Genomic DNA, 15,372 nt, shown 5'->3' on the forward strand with positions numbered 1-15,372 from the left:
AGGCAGATTGTGAAAACGGTTTTTTCTGACCTCCAGCTCGCGCATGCCCCTGCCCAGGAAATATCCGATGGCGAGCTAAAGCCTGCTGTTGAAATCCCGAGCCGCGCCGAATTTGTTCTGAAATCGGTCAAGGAGCGTAACGTCGGTGACGTGATCGTACCGGAAGACTTCCCGGTGCGCCCGATCCATCGGGTTCATGCGCCTCACTATGTTTCCTTTCTGGAAAGCTTCTGGAGCCGATGGACTGACGCGGGTCGCAGCAAGGAAGCATTTCCCTTCGTGTGGCCGATCCGCAGCTTGCGTCAGGATGTTGAGATCGACCACATTGACGGCCTCCTTGGCAGATACTCCATGGATGCCGGCACGCCGCTTGGCGAACATACTTTCAAGGCGGCGCGCGCATCGGCCGAGACCGCGCTGACGGCAGCCAAGCTTCTTTTGGACGGCGACACGTCCGCGTTCGCCCTGTGCCGGCCACCCGGGCACCACGCCGGTTTCGATTTCTTCGGCGGCTATTGTTTTTTCAACAATGCCGCGGTCGCCGCGCAGTATCTGCGCGACAACGGTTTGAACCGGATTGCCATACTCGATGTCGATTATCATCACGGCAACGGAACGCAGGCCCTGTTTTACGACCGGCCCGATGTGCTGTTCCTGTCAATCCACGCTGATCCCAAAATCGAGTTCCCTTATTTTCTCGGCTTTGCAGACGAAACCGGTGAGCACGCGGGCACAGGCTTCACGCGCAACTGGCCTCTTCCGCTTGGAACGGACTGGGACGGCTATACCGGCGCTCTGGAGGAAGCTTGCCGTTGGTTGCTGGTCTACAAGCCGGACGTCATGATTGTTTCGTTGGGCCTTGATTGTTTCGAGCAAGACCCGATTTCGGGTTTCCGGTTCAAGAGCGACGACTATTTTCTCCTTGGCCAACGACTTGCGAAGCTAAACGTCCCGACTTTGTTCGTGCTGGAAGGCGGCTATGCAATCGATGCGCTAGGCACAAATTGTGTCAATGTGCTCGAAGGCTATGCCGGCTGAACCGGCCGGATCTGAAAGCGCAGGTTCCCGGATCATCTTATCCTTCGGCCGTATTGCCGAACGCTCTGTCAATCAACCGGGCAAGTCTTCTCGAAATATGCCTTTCCCCCAACGGGTTTCAGAGAAGTTTCAACCCTTTGAGGTCCTCTTCGAGCCCGGCGGCAGACCGGAAATGGTGCGCTGACATGCCCACCGATCGGGCAGCTTCCACATTGGCCTTCGAATCGTCGATGAACAGGCAATCTTGTGGTTTCAAATCATTGCGTTTGAAAAGAACCTCATAAATCTTCGGATCCGGTTTGATGAGCCTTTCGTGCGCTGAGACAACAGTGTCGCGAAAGCTCGTCTTCAGAAAAGGAAAGCGATCCTGGGCTTCCACGAACTTCTCGGCAGAAAAATTGGTAACCGCATAGAGCGGAATGCCCTTCGATGCGAGTTCAGACAGTAGTTGCCGTGTTCCTGGAACTTCGCCGGGGACCATGTCATGCCAACGTTCCGAATAGGCGGCGATAAGATCCGCTTTATCCGGAAACTGCCCGGTCAATGCCTCAATACCCTCTTTCCAGGATCGTCCAAGGTCTTGCTGCAGGTTCCAGTCAGCGGTGCAGACGGTATCCAGGAACATCTTACGTTCACGCGGATCGGGAATGAGCTGTCTATAGAGAATTTCGGGATTCCATTCGATGAGGACATTCCCTATATCGAAGACGACCGTCGTGATAGAATTCTGCATAAATTAGTCCAATATTCGGGGCAGGTGAACTTTCGGGCGAAAAATGATTTTTTCAAATTTATCAGATAGTTATGACAGGACCGTGGCTTTCTTGTTTGAGTGCATTAAAGCGGCCTTCGTGATTCTCTTGCTGCTCCCTCTCGTTGTTTCTGCCAATGCTGCAGATCAAGAGACCATGCCTGACCGGTTGCGCCTCGGCGTTATTGTGGCAGGAGATGAAACAGCTCGCGATCGTGTGGAACCTTTCCGCCTCGCTCTTGAGGAAATCGCCGACCTGCCTGTCGACCTGTTTTTGCTTGATACGCTTGGCGAAGCTGTTGAAGGCATTGTGAACGGTCGTATCGACTATGTCAGGCTGTCGCCGTCCGCTTACGCCGCCGCACACAGGCTCTGCCAATGTGTCGAACCGTTGGTCACAGCAGGACCGGATGACTTTCCTGCCCGTTTTTACGCAATTCTTGTCAGCAAGAGGGGCGATGCGAATACGTCCCTTGAAGACCTTAAAGGAACGCGGCTTGCCGTTGGCAACAGCCAAGCCGTTGCAGCATACCGTGTCCCGATTGCAAACCTTGCTGCCGACGGCATTGACGCGCGCAACCATTTTCAGACACTGGTCGAGGTGCAGAATCCGGTCGACGGTTTGCGGGCGCTGCTGGATGGGCGCGTGCAGGCTACTCTGGCTTGGTCAAGTCTTGCCGGCGAAGCCAAGAACGGCTTCACGGCTGGCACCTTGAACGACTATTACGTTTCGGGCAGCAAGGGCTTCAAGGATCTGGAAATCGTCTGGCGCTCACCGCCGATACCTTACTCGGCCCACAGCATTTCAAAGGATCTGCCGGACGCGCTCAAGCGGAGGCTACGTGCCGGATTGATGGATCTGCGGCGGGAGTCTCCCGATGCGTACCTTGCCATCGAGCCGGATCTGCCCGGTGGATTTGAACCGGTCGTTCATGCGGATTATCGTCCGGTGCTCCGGACGTTCGAAGACGACTTTGCAAAGCTTCTTGAGCCGAACGCGCAATAGACGTTCGCAACCGAAAACCTGAGATCACATCAGGTTTTCGGTATGACGGCGGATCATTTCCTCTTCGTTTGTCGGTATGACCAGGACATTCATGCGGGAAGTCTCCGTCGAAATATCTACCGCGTTCGCGATATTCTTGTTTTCGTCAATCTCCATTCCGAGCCAGTGCTGACTTGCGCAAATCCTGGACCTGATGCCTGCCGCGTTTTCACCGATGCCACCTGTGAACACGAATGTGTCCACACCGCTCAGGACAGCGGCCATGGCGCCCAGTTCCCGCCGGGCGCGGAAAACATAATAGTCGATCGCCTGCGCGGCCTTCGGGTCGTCGCTCAACGTCAGCGTCCGCATGTCCTGCGTCATGCCTGACAGGCCCTTGAGACCGGATTCCTTGTAGAGAAGATCCGAGACTTCATCTGCCGTCATGCCTTTGGTGGTGAGCAGATACAAAACGGCGCCCGGATCGAGCTGGCCGCATCGTGTCCCCATGGGCAGACCGTCGAGCGCGGTGAAGCCCATCGTTGAGCCGATGCTCTGGCCGTCGCGAATAGCACACATGGACGCGCCGTTGCCCAGATGCGCGACAATGACCTTGCCCGCGTAAACATCAGGTGCTGAAACCTTGAGGTAATCGCAGATATATTCGTAAGACAGGCCGTGAAAGCCGTAACGCCGAACGCCTTCATCATAAAGGTTGCGGGGCAAGGCGAATGTATCATTCACCCAGGGATGATTACGGTGAAAGGATGTGTCGAAACAGGCCGTTTGCGAGGCACCTGGAAACGCCGTACGCGCCGCTCTGATCCCGGCGAGATTGTGCGGCTGGTGCAGCGGTGCGAGCGGCTCAAGCCTTGCCAATTCATTGAGAACCTCGTCGGTTATACGCACCGGGCCGGTGTATTTTGTCCCGCCGTGGACAACGCGATGCCCAACGGCATCGACGTGGCAGCCGTCAAGTTCCTCTTCCAGGACGCGCAAAAGGGCGGCGATCGCAGCGCGATGATCCTGCCCCTCTTTTGGAGTGAGTGGGCGCTCCATATGCGTAGAAGAAATGTGCGATTTGAGATCGATCGTCGGAACAGCCCCGAGACCGGAAATCTGTCCCGTCAGTTGAATTTTAGTGCCGTCGTAAAGCGAAAATTTGATGGAAGAAGAACCGGTGTTGAGGACAAGAATGACCGAAGCCATGTTCATTTAGCCTCCCGGTCCAGGATGCCTGCCGGAGAACCGTTCGCTTGCCAGTGCATGTAGAGCAGTGCGAGCGCGCAGGACGCCAGGCGGGCGCGGCCGTCGTCAGCGCGGCTCGTCAGCATGACCGGGACCTTTGCTCCGATCACCAGACCGGCTGCTTCGGCGTGAGCGATGAAGGTGAGTTCCTTTGCCAGCATGTTTCCCGATTCCAGATTGGGAACAATCAGCACTTCCGCGTGGCCGGCCACAAGCGACGTTATGCCCTTCGTACGTGCCGCCTGGACATCAATGGCGTTATCCATCGCCAGGGGACCATCGACAATCGCGCCGGTAATCTGTCCCCTTTCGGCCATTTTGGACAGCACAGCTGCATCAAGACTGGACGGGATCGCCGGATTGACGGTCTCGATTGCCGACAGAATGCCAACTCGCGGTGTTTCGAGGCCGAGTGACAAGGCCGCTTCGATGGCATTTTGCGTGATGTCGACCTTGGTATTGAGGTCAGGCGTGATGTTGATAGCTGCGTCTGAAATCAGAACCGGTGTTTTGCGCCCGGGGATATCCATGACGAATACGTGGCTGATACGTCGCTTTGTGCGTAATCCGCCGTCTCTTTTGACGACGTGATGCAGAAGGTGGTCCGTGTGCAAATGCCCTTTCATGACCGCCTTGACCTTGCCTTCATGCACCATCGCGACAGCGCGGCCGGCTGCTTCCATCTCGTCTTCGATATCGATCAGTTCGAAGGCGCTGATATCTTCGTCCAGTTCTTTGGCAGCACCTTCAATACGGTCTTTCGCACCGATCAGAACCGGATGGATCAATCCCTCGCGTGCGGCCAACAAAGCGCCTTCGAGAGAATTGGGATCGTCAGGCGCTGCAACGGCAGTCGGTAGTGCGGGTAAAGTCTTTGCCAGCTCGATCATTCTGTTGAAATGTCTGTGCCGTTGAACAAGCAAAGCTGGGATATTGCTGGAATCGAACTCGATGCTCTCGGTCGGTGCTTTCACTTCGGCAACGCCTTCGACAAGCCGCACGCCGTCTCCCCGCGTGACCGTGAGGTCGAAGACAATCACATTGTCCGGCTGTTTTTCTGTCGCAGTCACCCTGACATGCAACTGGTCGCCGACGGCAGCTGCGCCGAGAAACCGGAAAGACTGCGACTTGTAGACGGTCCCGGGCCCCGGGAGGATATTGCCGAGTACCGCTGATGCCAGTCCGCCGACCCACATGGCTGGAGCCACCGGTTTGTCGACCTGGCCGTCGCCGGTCCAATCAGTATCGGGTAGATGAATTGGATTGTGGTTTCCCGATGCGTGCGCGAACACCAGCAGGTCATTGCTGGAGCATTCGCGCACGATTTCCGCCGAATCGCCTACTTCTATCTGGTCGTAAGTCTTGTTAGTCGCCATCGGTTACGGGTCCCACCTGAACAATCAATATTGCAATGCAGCATTTCAGGAGGGTACCCGGATTGTGCGACGATACAAATACGGGAGAGTAATTATTCTGTTCCTACGCGGAACTCAGCAGTTGCCGCAGGTGACGGTTCCCGTGATCCGTGGCGACAGATAGTAGGTATCGCTCAGTTCGAGAGCGGAGGGGCTCCAGTCGAACATATTCGTGAACACACCAGTGAAACTTGGTGTGTAGGTCAGGTTCGTCTGACCGACGACAACCGATGTATTCGGAACGGCGACAGATGCTGGCAATGCAATTGGAGGAGCATCACCCGCGGTCCAGGGAGCTGATTCCGCTGAGTCCCGGCTCCAGTCAACGGATGCGTTGCCGTCTTCATCGAATGTTATGCTTGCAACGATGACCTGCAGATTATCGGCAGGATAGGGCGCGAGAATTTCCGCCCCGATATCGAGCAAATCGTTGAGGTCGTTGCGTTCAACCGCTTCTTCCTGGGCCACCAAGTCGGCAATCGCGTTGGCAATTCGGCTGACTTTCCGGTCCTGGTTCAGGGCCTCGGCCAGTTCCGTCATGCCAATGAGAAGCAGGAACATGAACGGCAGGATCATCGCAAATTCTACAGCGGATACGCCATCTTCATCCCTGCGGAGTCTTTTCAAGGCACGAATAGGAGTGTTGTTCGTGGTCATTGACGGTCTCCAGGTATCATTCCCAGGGTTCATTGCGGAACACCATTGTTGACGTGAGATAGCGTTCGGTGCCGTTGTCATTGAGCGCAAGATTGAGAGCGGATGTCATCATCGGCCATCGGTAAAGGACCTTGACGACCATTATGTCCCCGGCGCCACCCGTGGAAAGATTGTCGTCGTCATTGTCCTTCAGATTGCCGTCTTCGTCATACGGGCTGGCTTGCGCTGCCGCGTCGGCAAAATCGTCCACCCGCTGTACATCGACCGTGAGTCTGTCGGTGTCACACATAAAGGACGGCATGTAACCGCAAATGACATCTTTAAACTCGGCAACTGTCGAGATGCCGCCGTGCTGACCGGTCCTGATAAGCCGGGAGGCGCTGATCACGGAATTGTCGACCATGCGATTGACGAACATCGCGATCCCGATTTCCATGATCCCAAAAACGATGATGAAGAATGGCAGAGCGATCATCGAAAACTCGACCGCAGTAACGCCTTCACGATCCTTCACAAAGGATCTGAGTATCCTGCGGCCTATTAATCGGCGGTAATAGCTTCTGCCACTCATCGTTCTCTCATTTCATAGTACGGTTAGTTGGCTCCTGCTGCGGCAGCGGCCAGGGAGTTTCTGGAGTTCGCCTGTTCTGCGACTTCGTTGAAGGCTTCGACGCCGTCGCCGAGACGTACTGTCGGTTCGCAGTTCGGGCTGCAGGACATGGATGAGCGAACGGCATTGCGGTAAACGGCCACGACGTCGTCTTCCGCTGCACGGACCGTGATAACTTCGTCGACGATCGGTTTGCTGTCCTTGTCCAGGATGACGAGATTTGTCGAGCCGTAACTCTTACCGGTGATCACGACCGTATTGTCGTCAAACATGGAAACATCCGCGATGAACGGATTTCCGACGATAACGGCAGAAGCGCCATCATCAATACGGAAGATCTTGGCACGGTCTACTGTAACCATCACCGGTCCATCTTGAGCCATCACTATGCTTGTTTGAACTGCAAACACAAGCACGCCAGTCCATCTGATTAGGTTCATAAACATGCTTATGAATACTCCATTAGTGTCATTTCTTTCGAGATCATGCCGCAAACGTGGTGAACGATCTGCTAACGCGATGAAAATTAGAATTGACACCGGCGCGCATCGGAATGCTTTTGCGCTTCGAATTGTTTTGAGTTGAATTTCGAAATGGTTCCGAAAGAGTTGCATCTTGAGCGGTGCAGTGCCCGAGATTTGGGCGCATTTGAAAGTATATATTATAATGAGAACGATAATATTCTGCAAAAAGCGCTTTTTGGAAGCTGAGGAGATATCGAGAAGTCGATGAAGAAATAAAAATTAAGAAAGGTTTATGTTTTTACTTGGTGCTTTTGGATCGGTTAACTGTTTTTTATCTATACCATTTTTTAACTATAGTTAAACTAATCACGACTAGCCCGGAATCATTTGATCACTTTAACTGGTTGGAAAGCTCTCTGTCCTAGGGTGAGTTCATGTTCGAACGGACTAAAAAAAGATCCGGCGAACTTGAAGCTGTCAACTCAGTGGTACTTGGAGCAAAAACATGAAATCTCTTATGAACCGTTTCGCTAAAGACGAATCTGGCGCAACTGCAATCGAATACGGCCTGATCGCTGGCCTGCTGTCCATCGTCATCATCGCTGCCGTTTCTCTGGCAGGTACGTCGCTGACGAGCGTTTTCAGCACCATCGCGACCAAGCTCGACGATTCCGTCAAGTAAGTCGGCTGGCATTGCAGCGTCGGCAACGGCGCTGCAAAGAAAACGGGCAGATCACTGCCCGTTTTTTTTTACCTGTCTGTCTTTCGTTAACCCGTCTTTCCTATAGTCGGCTCGTTAGAAAAAGTGGTTGGGTTCCCAATGTTAGAAGCAGCACTTCTTGTCGTGTTTCCAATGCTCGTCGCATTCGGCGGGGCGTCTGATCTTCTGACTATGACGATCCAGAACCGGGTATCGATCCTTTTGATAGCCGGGTTTGCAATTCTCTCGCTATCGACAGGTTTGCCGCTCGAAGCCTGGGGCATGCATGCGCTTGGGCCGCTCGTGGTATTCCCGTTCTGCTTCGTGTGCTGGTATTTCCGTTGGATGGGCGGCGGCGACGCAAAATTCCTGACCGCAATATCCTTGTGGATCGGATTTACACCGGAATTGATGGCTTTCAGCCTGCTTGCCTCTCTCTATGGCATGTTTTTGACCATTGGCCTCCTTTATATGAGGAACATGGTGGTTCTCCCCGATACGCTTGCGCGTCAGGAATGGCTGGCGAAACTGCATGACCAGCGCAGCGGGATTCCATATGGCATTACAATTGCGATTGCCGGGTTGCAGGTCTATCCGATGACCTCCTGGTTCAAAATGGTCGCACAGGCCTATTAGGTCCATTGGACAAAGGCGTCACGATCGCTTCAATGCATCAAAAGCGGTTTGTTGATGCTGCAAGCTCATTCTCAGGAAAACACATACCCGATTGGAAGCACGACAGTCCGCCTACTGCCGTGACCCTTTAGTCTCGATGTGTTCGAATCGTGAGATGCCGGACTTGCTATGTCGCAAGCCAGGCAACACCCGATCGGGTATAACAGTCTTGGCAAGTGCCGCTAAGCCGGCTGGTAACGAACATGCCAAACGGAGAAAGTTGGGTTGCGCGCCTTGTGAAAACTGTATGGACGCTGATTTGTTCCGAGAACAAGGCATTTGCACAACCGAATAAGGCGCGCACAGCTGCTCTGTCGAACGAACTCGACACTTATGTTTGTAGTGACAATGAGACAGTGATGCACAGTGCCGCTGCGTTTTGGCAGGGAAGCCGGCGGAAATGGCACTGGCCGCATCGTGGCGATGGCGGAAAAGACTTTCACCTTAAGAAAGAAGGGTCTCTACCCGGCCCTTATAAGAATCTGTGGGAAACGCGTTTCGCCGATCAATATTCGGACGGCGATGAAGTCGATCACATATTTGAAGTGCTGATTGATCTCGTGGCGCTGGATACCGATTTCAGGCATGACAATTGTCTTGCCGCTGCCAGTGTCGGAAAATCCCTTTCCTTAGCGACGCGTGAAAAGCAATGCCTTTTGGCGAGCTTGTTCGCCCGCCGGTAGGAAAAGCCGCCATCTGACGATTCGCTCTTCAAGCTGCGATTGACCCGGTGGAATCTTAAAAGCGAGCACTGATGGCCCACTCGAGTTGCCGATTGCCACTTTGACTTCTTTAAAAGTGATCCGCGTTCTGCGCCTAGAAACACGTATGTGCTTCAATGTATCAAGCGAATGAAGTCTCGATTTTCGCAAATTGAAAGGCAATTCGGAAGGCTTTCAGTAAAGTTAACGAAAATTAACCAAAAACTTCTACTCCTGGTTAACCATGTTTTGACCAATTACCCGTCATTCTATGCTGAAGAAACGCATCGGCGCACAGGATCATTGGGTTTTTGTCATGAAATTCGCTCGAATCTTAGTACTGGCGGTCGCGGTGGTGGCAGGGTTGCTGGCATTTCGCATGGTCATGTTGTCGGGAGGCGGAGAGCCAGCCCCGCAAATCGTCCAGGCGGCACCGGAAACAAAGAAAGTTCAGGTTCTTGTTGCAGAAGTGGATATTCCACTGGGCGGCAAGCTGACCCGGGAAAACTTTGATTGGGCTGATTGGCCGGAAGACGCTCTTCCGCGCGGATCGGTGACAAAGTCGTCTGATCCTGCCGCGGGTGAAGAGTTCGCGGGGCGAATCGCCAAGGCCCCCATCTTCGCCGGTGAGCCAATCAGGCCGGAACGTTTGATTACCACCGACAAGGGCTTCATGGCTGCCATTCTTCCGAAGGGCAAGCGGGCCATCGCGGTGAGCGTGGAAGAGGAGACAACCGCCGGCGGCTTCATTCTGCCGGGAGACAAGGTTGACCTGATCCTGACACGCACATTCGACGACACTGCCTACAGTGAAACAATCCTTGAAAACAAACGCGTGTTGGCAATCGACGCGACGACGGCTGGAGAACAGGACCAGAAAAACCTGTCTCCGAAGAAAACCGCCACCTTGGAACTGACCTTGGCGGAATCGGAACTCGTCGCTCAGGCACAACAGACCGGAACGATTTCACTCGCTTTGCGCAGTGCACAGGATTCGGCAGATGACGCTGCCCAAGACGACAGCCGCCGAAACGATGTGAGTTACGTGAAATACGGCATCACCAGCAAGTCAGTTGCGCCATGAAACCGGATCTGACGAGAACGTCCAGCATGAGGGGCGCGATGAAAAACTATCTCTTAAAACTCGCAGCAGCAGCTGCAATCGTGGCAACGTCCTTTGGGATGTCAGCTCCGTCCTCACTGGCGCAGAGCAACTTCCCCAGCCAGGTTCACGTCGCCGCCGGTGAGCGTGCAAGCGGCAGGATCCTGAATGTCGGCATCGGCAGGTCGGTGGTCATCAATCTGGCGGAAGATGCAGCGGACGTTTTGATCTCCAATCCCGAGATCGCGGATGCGGTGCTCAGAACGCCGCGCAGGATCTTCGTTCTCGGGAACACGGCCGGCCAGGGGAGACTGGTTCTCTTCAGCCGAAGCGGTCGTGAACTGGCGAGCTTCGACATTCGTGTCGAGAGCGACACGTCGGATCTGGCCAGGATCATTCGCAAGCTGATACCGGGCTCCAACATCAAGGCAGAATCGGTCAACGGAAACGTTATCCTGAGCGGAACGGCGAGAAGCACGCTGGAATCACAGCAGGCCGCTGACATCGCTGCAAAATTCCAGGGTGCCGGCAGCGCGACCGAAGTGGTCAATCTGATCTCGGTTCAAGGCAAGGATCAGGTGCACCTCAAGGTGACCGTCGCGGAGGTCGAACGCTCGATCATCAAACAGCTGGGTGTTCAATTCAGCGGTTCCGTCGGAACGGGCAACTTCACACCCTCTTTCCAGAATACGCCTGGCTTCAATGTGAATCCTTCCATTGTCAATCAGGCGATTGGAGAGATCTCGTTTGCAAGCGGCGCCGCGTCAATCACAGCTCAGGTTCAGGCGTTGCAGCGCGAAGGTGTCATCCGGACGCTTGCAGAACCGACGCTGACGGCAATTTCGGGCGAAAACGCCAGCTTCCTGGCTGGTGGCGAATTCCCGATCCCGATTGCTCAGGATGACAACACGGTCAGCGTGGAGTTCAAGAAGTTCGGTGTCGGTCTCGACTTTACACCAGTGGTGCTGTCTGAAGGACGGATCAGCCTCAGGGTGCTTACCGAGGTCAGCGAGCTCAGCAACGAAGGCGCGGTCAGCGCAGGCGGGATCACGATCTCGGCGCTGAAAGTCCGCCGGGCCGAATCAACAGTGGAACTGCCCTCGGGCGGCACGCTGGTGATGGCCGGATTGCTGCAGGAATCCTATCAGCAATCCATGGAGGGTATTCCCGGCCTGATGCAGATCCCGATCCTCGGAGCTTTGTTCAAGAGCCGCGACTTCCTGCGGGATCAGACGGAACTGGCAGTGTTCGTGACGCCTTACGTCGTCCGTCCCCAGGCAATGAAGAAGCTTGTTCGTCCGGACAAGAACCTCATTCCCCCTTCGGATGCGGAGAGCATTTTCCTGAACCGGCTGAACAAGATCTACAACCCTGCGGGCGACATGGTTGAGGGTGAATACCATGGCCAAGTCGGTTTTATCTACAAGTGAGGACGGACGGATGAAGACGAAGAAAACAGTCCGGATATCTGCCGTATCCAAATCCGCACTCGTGATTGCCGGATGTCTGGTTATGGTCGGGTGCCAGAACAAGACCCAGAGCAACGCGGAACTGCTCGCCTCGCATGACTATCGCTACAGACACCCGATTGTCATCACCGAGGAACCGGAGACGCTGGATCTGCCGATCGGCCAGAACACACGCAATCTCCACGGTCCGATCGAAGGCACGATCACGGCCTTTGCGGTGGACTCCCGCCGGAACGGCAATGGAGCGGTCGAAATTCTGGTGCCCTCAGGCGGTGCAAATGAAGCAGCCGTTCATGCGGTTACCGGTGATATCAAGCACGCCCTGCAACGCGGTGGCCTTAGCAGATCGAAGATTTCGACCCGCACATATGCCGTACAGGATCCCAAGGCCGAAGCGCCGATCAGGCTCTCCTATTCGGCTATGCAGGCAACGGCTGGCCCTTGCGGCGCATGGCCGAGGAACATTGGCGGCGGTATCGGCGAAAACACCGAATACGAGAACTTCGGCTGTGCAACGCAGTCAAATCTGGCCGCAATGGTTGCCAATCCGTCCGACCTGATCACACCCCGGGCCTCGGGACCCTCCGATCAGGCACGTCGCGCGGTCGTCATCGAGAACTATCGCAAAGGCCAAACCACAGCTGGCACGTTCACTGAAGGTGTTGGGGCAGAAGTCTCAGAATAGGTGGAAGAATGAGCACGAACGCAGAATTGAAGGATACGCCGGGCTATCTCGATCCTATGTCGGAACCTGCTGAACACGAGTACGCAGGAACCGGGGAAACGGCGAACGTTGGTTCCGTTCCACGCATCACGGTTCACGGTTTCTGCCTGACGGATGCGACGATGCGGGTCGCCGAAACGGCCATGGAAGACCGCCGGATGTCCAAGGCGCATCTGAAACTCGACATGGGTGGTATTCCCGCCGCGATCGATGTCTTCGCGCAGGCGCCGACACCGAACCTGGTTATGGTGGAATCAAACGGACAACGCGAAGAGCTTCTCAACAGTCTCGATCAGCTTGCCGAATACTGTGACGCGGGCACCAAAGTGATCGTGATCGGAAACATGAACGATGTATCGCTTTACCGCGATCTCATCGCTCGAGGCGTAAGCGAATATCTGATCGCACCCGTCAACGTCTACCAGCTGATCGGTGCGATTGCCGAACTCTACAGCGACCCCGAAGCAGAGCCGCTCGGACGCACGATTGCCTTCTTCGGCATCAAGGGCGGTTGCGGTTCGTCGACGATCGCGCACAACAGCGCCTGGGCGCTCGGCAGGAACTTTCAAAGCGAGGTCGTCATCACCGATCTCGACCTGCCTTTCGGAACTGCGGGCCTGGACTACAATCAGGACCCCCTGCAGGGTGTCTTCGAAGCGATTTCATCGCCGGACCGTCTCGACGAAACGTATCTCGACCGGATCCTGTCCAAGTGCAACGAGCACTTGAGCCTTCTGGCAGCGCCGGCAACGCTTGAGCGGACATACGATCACAGCGAGAAGTCCTTCGAGTTGCTGTTCGAAACCATGCGGGCGACGGTTCCGAACGTGGTGCTGGACGTGCCGCACACCTGGAACGCCTGGGTGAAGAACACGCTGTTGAACGTGGACGAAATCGTGCTTGTCGCCGAGCCCGATCTTGCGAACCTGCGCAACGCGAAAAACGCGGTCGACATGCTGAAACAGTTGCGTCCGAACGATCGGCCGCCGCACCTGGTCATGAACAAGGTCAACGTGCCGAAACGTCCGGAAATCAAGCCGGAGGAATTTGCAGGTGCTCTTGGCCTGACCGTGCAGGCATCGATCCCCTTCGAGCCGCAGCTCTTCGGCACCGCGGCGAACAACGGACAAATGATCAGTGAGATGGACGGCAAGCATGCGGTAGCACGGGTGTTTGACGACCTTGCGAATGCAATCTCGGGCAAAGTGCAGCCGGCAAAGGTTGTGCGCTCTCCCCTTGGCGGCTTGTTCTCAAAACTGACACGCAAGTCCGGCTGACTGGTTCATAAGCGGAGCTGAAAGATCGCTATGTTTGGAAGACGCGGCAACTCATCGCCTGGATCTCAGAATATCCAACCGGGAGGCATTCCGGGAGGGGCGCAGGAAACACCTGCACCGGCTGAAGCTCCGGCACCGACCGTGGAAAAGGAAGCACCTCCAGCTCCCGCGGAAAGTGAAAAGGCTGCGGCACCCGCGCCGGACCCTGCGCCCGCACCAGCGCCGGAACCGAAGGCCAAGGCGCCCGCACCTCGAAAGAAGAATAACGAGTACTACGAGACCAAGGCTCAAATCTTCAACGCGCTCGTTGAAGCGATTGACCTGTCTCAGCTCGCACGTCTTGATGCCGAGGACGCGCGTGACGAAATCCGCGATGTCGTCAACGACATCATTGCGCTCAAGAATGTCATCATGTCCATCGCCGAGCAGGAAGACCTGCTTGAGGACATTTGTAACGATGTTCTGGGCTATGGACCGCTGGAGCCGCTTCTGGCCCGCGACGACATCGCCGACATCATGGTCAACGGCGCGCACACGGTCTACATCGAGACGGCGGGTAAGGTCGAACAAACGGGGGTAAACTTCCGCGACAATGCCCAGCTGATGAACATCTGTCAGCGTATCGTGAGCCAGGTCGGCCGCCGGGTCGATGATGCCAGCCCGATATGTGACGCGCGTTTGCCAGACGGTTCTCGTGTGAACGTGATTGCGCCGCCGCTTTCGATCGATGGCCCGGCACTCACAATTCGTAAGTTTAAGAAAGACAAGCTTACGCTTGACCAACTGACCAAATTCGGCTCGATCACGCCGGAAGGCGCAACGATCCTTCAGATCATCGGCCGTTCGCGCTGTAACGTGCTGATCTCCGGCGGTACGGGTTCGGGTAAGACAACGCTGCTCAACTGTCTGACGGCCTATATCGAAAGCACCGAGCGTATCATCACCTGCGAAGACTCAGCGGAACTGCAGCTGCAGCAGCCGCATGTTGTCCGGCTGGAAACCCGCCCTCCCAACCTGGAAGGCGAGGGTGAGATCACGATGCGTGACCTCGTCAAGAACTGTCTGCGTATGCGCCCTGAACGCATTATCGTGGGCGAGGTGCGTGGCCCGGAAGCATTCGACTTGCTTCAGGCCATGAACACAGGCCACGACGGTTCCATGGGAACGCTTCACGCCAACTCACCGCGCGAGGCCCTTTCCAGGCTTGAATCCATGATCACCATGGGCGGTTTCTCGCTGCCCTCAAGAACGCTGCGCGAAATGATCGTGTCGTCTATCGATGTTGTCGTTCAGGCCGCCCGTCTTCGCGACGGTTCACGCCGCATAACGCACGTGACCGAGGTGATGGGCATGGAAGGCGACATTATCACCACTCAGGATGTCTTCCTCTACGACATCGTCGGTGAAGATCCGAATGGCCGGATTATCGGCCGTCACAGGTCGACTGGGATCGGCCGGCCGAGGTTCTGGGAGCGTGCACGTTACTTCGGTGAAGAATCGCGTCTGGCTCAAGCGCTCGATGCCGCCGAATTGCCCGATTATGTAGGGGAATGAGA

The 15,372-nt window shown here is 55.5% G+C and carries 16 protein-coding genes; 10 read left to right on the plus strand and 6 right to left on the minus strand.

Annotated elements, in window-relative coordinates; all coding sequences use genetic code 11:
* Nucleotides 1–9 precede the first annotated feature (9 nt).
* A complete protein-coding gene (locus ABVF61_RS15335; RefSeq protein ID WP_353994411.1) occupies nt 10–1,038 on the plus strand; it encodes a histone deacetylase family protein in 1,029 nt (342 codons plus the stop codon).
* 118 nt (nt 1,039–1,156) lie between these two features.
* Here ABVF61_RS15335 and ABVF61_RS15340 read toward each other — a convergent pair whose 3' ends face one another.
* Nucleotides 1,157–1,771, minus strand: a complete 615-nt coding sequence (locus tag ABVF61_RS15340) for an HAD family hydrolase (RefSeq protein ID WP_353994412.1) — start codon at nt 1,769–1,771, stop codon at nt 1,157–1,159.
* A gap of 175 nt (nt 1,772–1,946) precedes the next feature.
* Here ABVF61_RS15340 and ABVF61_RS15345 point away from each other — a divergent pair, with 175 nt between their 5' ends.
* Entirely contained in the window at nt 1,947–2,795 is an 849-nt protein-coding gene (locus ABVF61_RS15345; RefSeq protein ID WP_353994413.1) for a phosphate/phosphite/phosphonate ABC transporter substrate-binding protein, read from the plus strand.
* A 24-nt stretch (nt 2,796–2,819) separates the two neighbouring features.
* On the opposite strand, the gene ABVF61_RS15350 is transcribed toward ABVF61_RS15345, so the two are convergent.
* From ABVF61_RS15350 to ABVF61_RS15370, 5 genes are all read right to left on the minus strand, one after another.
* The gene (locus ABVF61_RS15350; RefSeq protein WP_353996436.1) at nt 2,820–3,983 is read right to left on the minus strand and encodes an acetate/propionate family kinase; all 1,164 of its coding nucleotides are present in this window, start codon (nt 3,981–3,983) and stop codon (nt 2,820–2,822) included.
* A 2-nt stretch (nt 3,984–3,985) separates the two neighbouring features.
* Nucleotides 3,986–5,398: a bifunctional enoyl-CoA hydratase/phosphate acetyltransferase gene (locus ABVF61_RS15355; RefSeq protein ID WP_353994414.1), complete on the minus strand. Its 1,413-nt coding sequence runs from the start codon at nt 5,396–5,398 to the stop codon at nt 3,986–3,988.
* 114 nt (nt 5,399–5,512) lie between these two features.
* Nucleotides 5,513–6,094 (minus strand): TadE/TadG family type IV pilus assembly protein, encoded by a 582-nt coding sequence (locus ABVF61_RS15360; protein ID WP_353994415.1) that lies wholly within the window; start codon nt 6,092–6,094, stop codon nt 5,513–5,515.
* Nucleotides 6,095–6,110: 16 nt separating this feature from the next.
* Nucleotides 6,111–6,665 carry a TadE/TadG family type IV pilus assembly protein gene (locus ABVF61_RS15365; protein WP_353994416.1) on the minus strand — a complete coding sequence of 185 codons (555 nt, stop codon included), beginning with the start codon at nt 6,663–6,665 and terminating at the stop codon, nt 6,111–6,113.
* Between the two features lie 23 nt (nt 6,666–6,688).
* Nucleotides 6,689–7,066, minus strand: a complete 378-nt coding sequence (locus ABVF61_RS15370) for a pilus assembly protein N-terminal domain-containing protein (RefSeq protein WP_353994417.1) — start codon at nt 7,064–7,066, stop codon at nt 6,689–6,691.
* Nucleotides 7,067–7,673: 607 nt separating this feature from the next.
* Here ABVF61_RS15370 and ABVF61_RS15375 point away from each other — a divergent pair.
* From ABVF61_RS15375 to ABVF61_RS15410, 8 genes are all read left to right on the plus strand, one after another.
* A complete protein-coding gene (locus ABVF61_RS15375) occupies nt 7,674–7,850 on the plus strand; it encodes a Flp family type IVb pilin (protein WP_299475171.1) in 177 nt (58 codons plus the stop codon).
* Nucleotides 7,851–7,988: 138 nt separating this feature from the next.
* Nucleotides 7,989–8,504, plus strand: a complete 516-nt coding sequence (locus ABVF61_RS15380) for an A24 family peptidase (RefSeq protein WP_353994418.1) — start codon at nt 7,989–7,991, stop codon at nt 8,502–8,504.
* Between the two features lie 398 nt (nt 8,505–8,902).
* Complete coding sequence (locus ABVF61_RS15385; protein WP_353994419.1) at nt 8,903–9,226, plus strand: hypothetical protein; 324 nt, start codon at nt 8,903–8,905, stop codon at nt 9,224–9,226.
* A gap of 334 nt (nt 9,227–9,560) precedes the next feature.
* On the plus strand, nt 9,561–10,328 hold the full coding sequence (gene cpaB / locus ABVF61_RS15390) for a Flp pilus assembly protein CpaB (protein WP_353994420.1): 768 nt from the start codon (nt 9,561–9,563) through the stop codon (nt 10,326–10,328).
* Nucleotides 10,329–10,366: 38 nt separating this feature from the next.
* Entirely contained in the window at nt 10,367–11,776 is a 1,410-nt protein-coding gene (locus ABVF61_RS15395; protein ID WP_353994421.1) for a type II and III secretion system protein family protein, read from the plus strand.
* 10 nt (nt 11,777–11,786) lie between these two features.
* Complete coding sequence (locus tag ABVF61_RS15400) at nt 11,787–12,500, plus strand: CpaD family pilus assembly protein (protein ID WP_353994422.1); 714 nt, start codon at nt 11,787–11,789, stop codon at nt 12,498–12,500.
* A gap of 8 nt (nt 12,501–12,508) precedes the next feature.
* Nucleotides 12,509–13,816: a CpaE/TadZ family protein gene (locus ABVF61_RS15405; protein WP_353994423.1), complete on the plus strand. Its 1,308-nt coding sequence runs from the start codon at nt 12,509–12,511 to the stop codon at nt 13,814–13,816.
* A gap of 30 nt (nt 13,817–13,846) precedes the next feature.
* On the plus strand, nt 13,847–15,370 hold the full coding sequence (locus tag ABVF61_RS15410) for a TadA family conjugal transfer-associated ATPase (RefSeq protein WP_353994424.1): 1,524 nt from the start codon (nt 13,847–13,849) through the stop codon (nt 15,368–15,370).
* The last annotated feature ends 2 nt before the right edge of the window (nt 15,371–15,372 follow it).

The sequence above is a fragment of the Roseibium sp. HPY-6 genome (assembly GCF_040530035.1).
Classification (GTDB): Bacteria; Pseudomonadota; Alphaproteobacteria; order Rhizobiales; family Stappiaceae; genus Roseibium.

Bases quoted from the DNA above. Each gene is read 5' to 3' on its own strand.
- ABVF61_RS15360 (WP_353994415.1), bottom strand. From the start codon at position 6,094: ATGACCACGAACAACACTCCTATTCGTGCCTTGAAAAGACTCCGCAGG.
- ABVF61_RS15385 (WP_353994419.1), top strand. From the start codon at position 8,903: ATGCACAGTGCCGCTGCGTTTTGGCAGGGAAGCCGGCGGAAATGGCAC.
- ABVF61_RS15340 (WP_353994412.1), bottom strand. From the start codon at position 1,771: ATGCAGAATTCTATCACGACGGTCGTCTTCGATATAGGGAATGTCCTC.
- ABVF61_RS15355 (WP_353994414.1), bottom strand. From the start codon at position 5,398: ATGGCGACTAACAAGACTTACGACCAGATAGAAGTAGGCGATTCGGCG.
- ABVF61_RS15365 (WP_353994416.1), bottom strand. From the start codon at position 6,665: ATGAGTGGCAGAAGCTATTACCGCCGATTAATAGGCCGCAGGATACTC.
- ABVF61_RS15350 (WP_353996436.1), bottom strand. From the start codon at position 3,983: ATGGCTTCGGTCATTCTTGTCCTCAACACCGGTTCTTCTTCCATCAAA.
- ABVF61_RS15380 (WP_353994418.1), top strand. From the start codon at position 7,989: ATGTTAGAAGCAGCACTTCTTGTCGTGTTTCCAATGCTCGTCGCATTC.
- ABVF61_RS15370 (WP_353994417.1), bottom strand. From the start codon at position 7,066: ATGGTTACAGTAGACCGTGCCAAGATCTTCCGTATTGATGATGGCGCT.
- ABVF61_RS15345 (WP_353994413.1), top strand. From the start codon at position 1,947: ATGCCTGACCGGTTGCGCCTCGGCGTTATTGTGGCAGGAGATGAAACA.
- ABVF61_RS15375 (WP_299475171.1), top strand. From the start codon at position 7,674: ATGAAATCTCTTATGAACCGTTTCGCTAAAGACGAATCTGGCGCAACT.
- cpaB (WP_353994420.1), top strand. From the start codon at position 9,561: ATGAAATTCGCTCGAATCTTAGTACTGGCGGTCGCGGTGGTGGCAGGG.
- ABVF61_RS15400 (WP_353994422.1), top strand. From the start codon at position 11,787: ATGAAGACGAAGAAAACAGTCCGGATATCTGCCGTATCCAAATCCGCA.
- ABVF61_RS15410 (WP_353994424.1), top strand. From the start codon at position 13,847: ATGTTTGGAAGACGCGGCAACTCATCGCCTGGATCTCAGAATATCCAA.
- ABVF61_RS15395 (WP_353994421.1), top strand. From the start codon at position 10,367: ATGAAAAACTATCTCTTAAAACTCGCAGCAGCAGCTGCAATCGTGGCA.
- ABVF61_RS15405 (WP_353994423.1), top strand. From the start codon at position 12,509: ATGAGCACGAACGCAGAATTGAAGGATACGCCGGGCTATCTCGATCCT.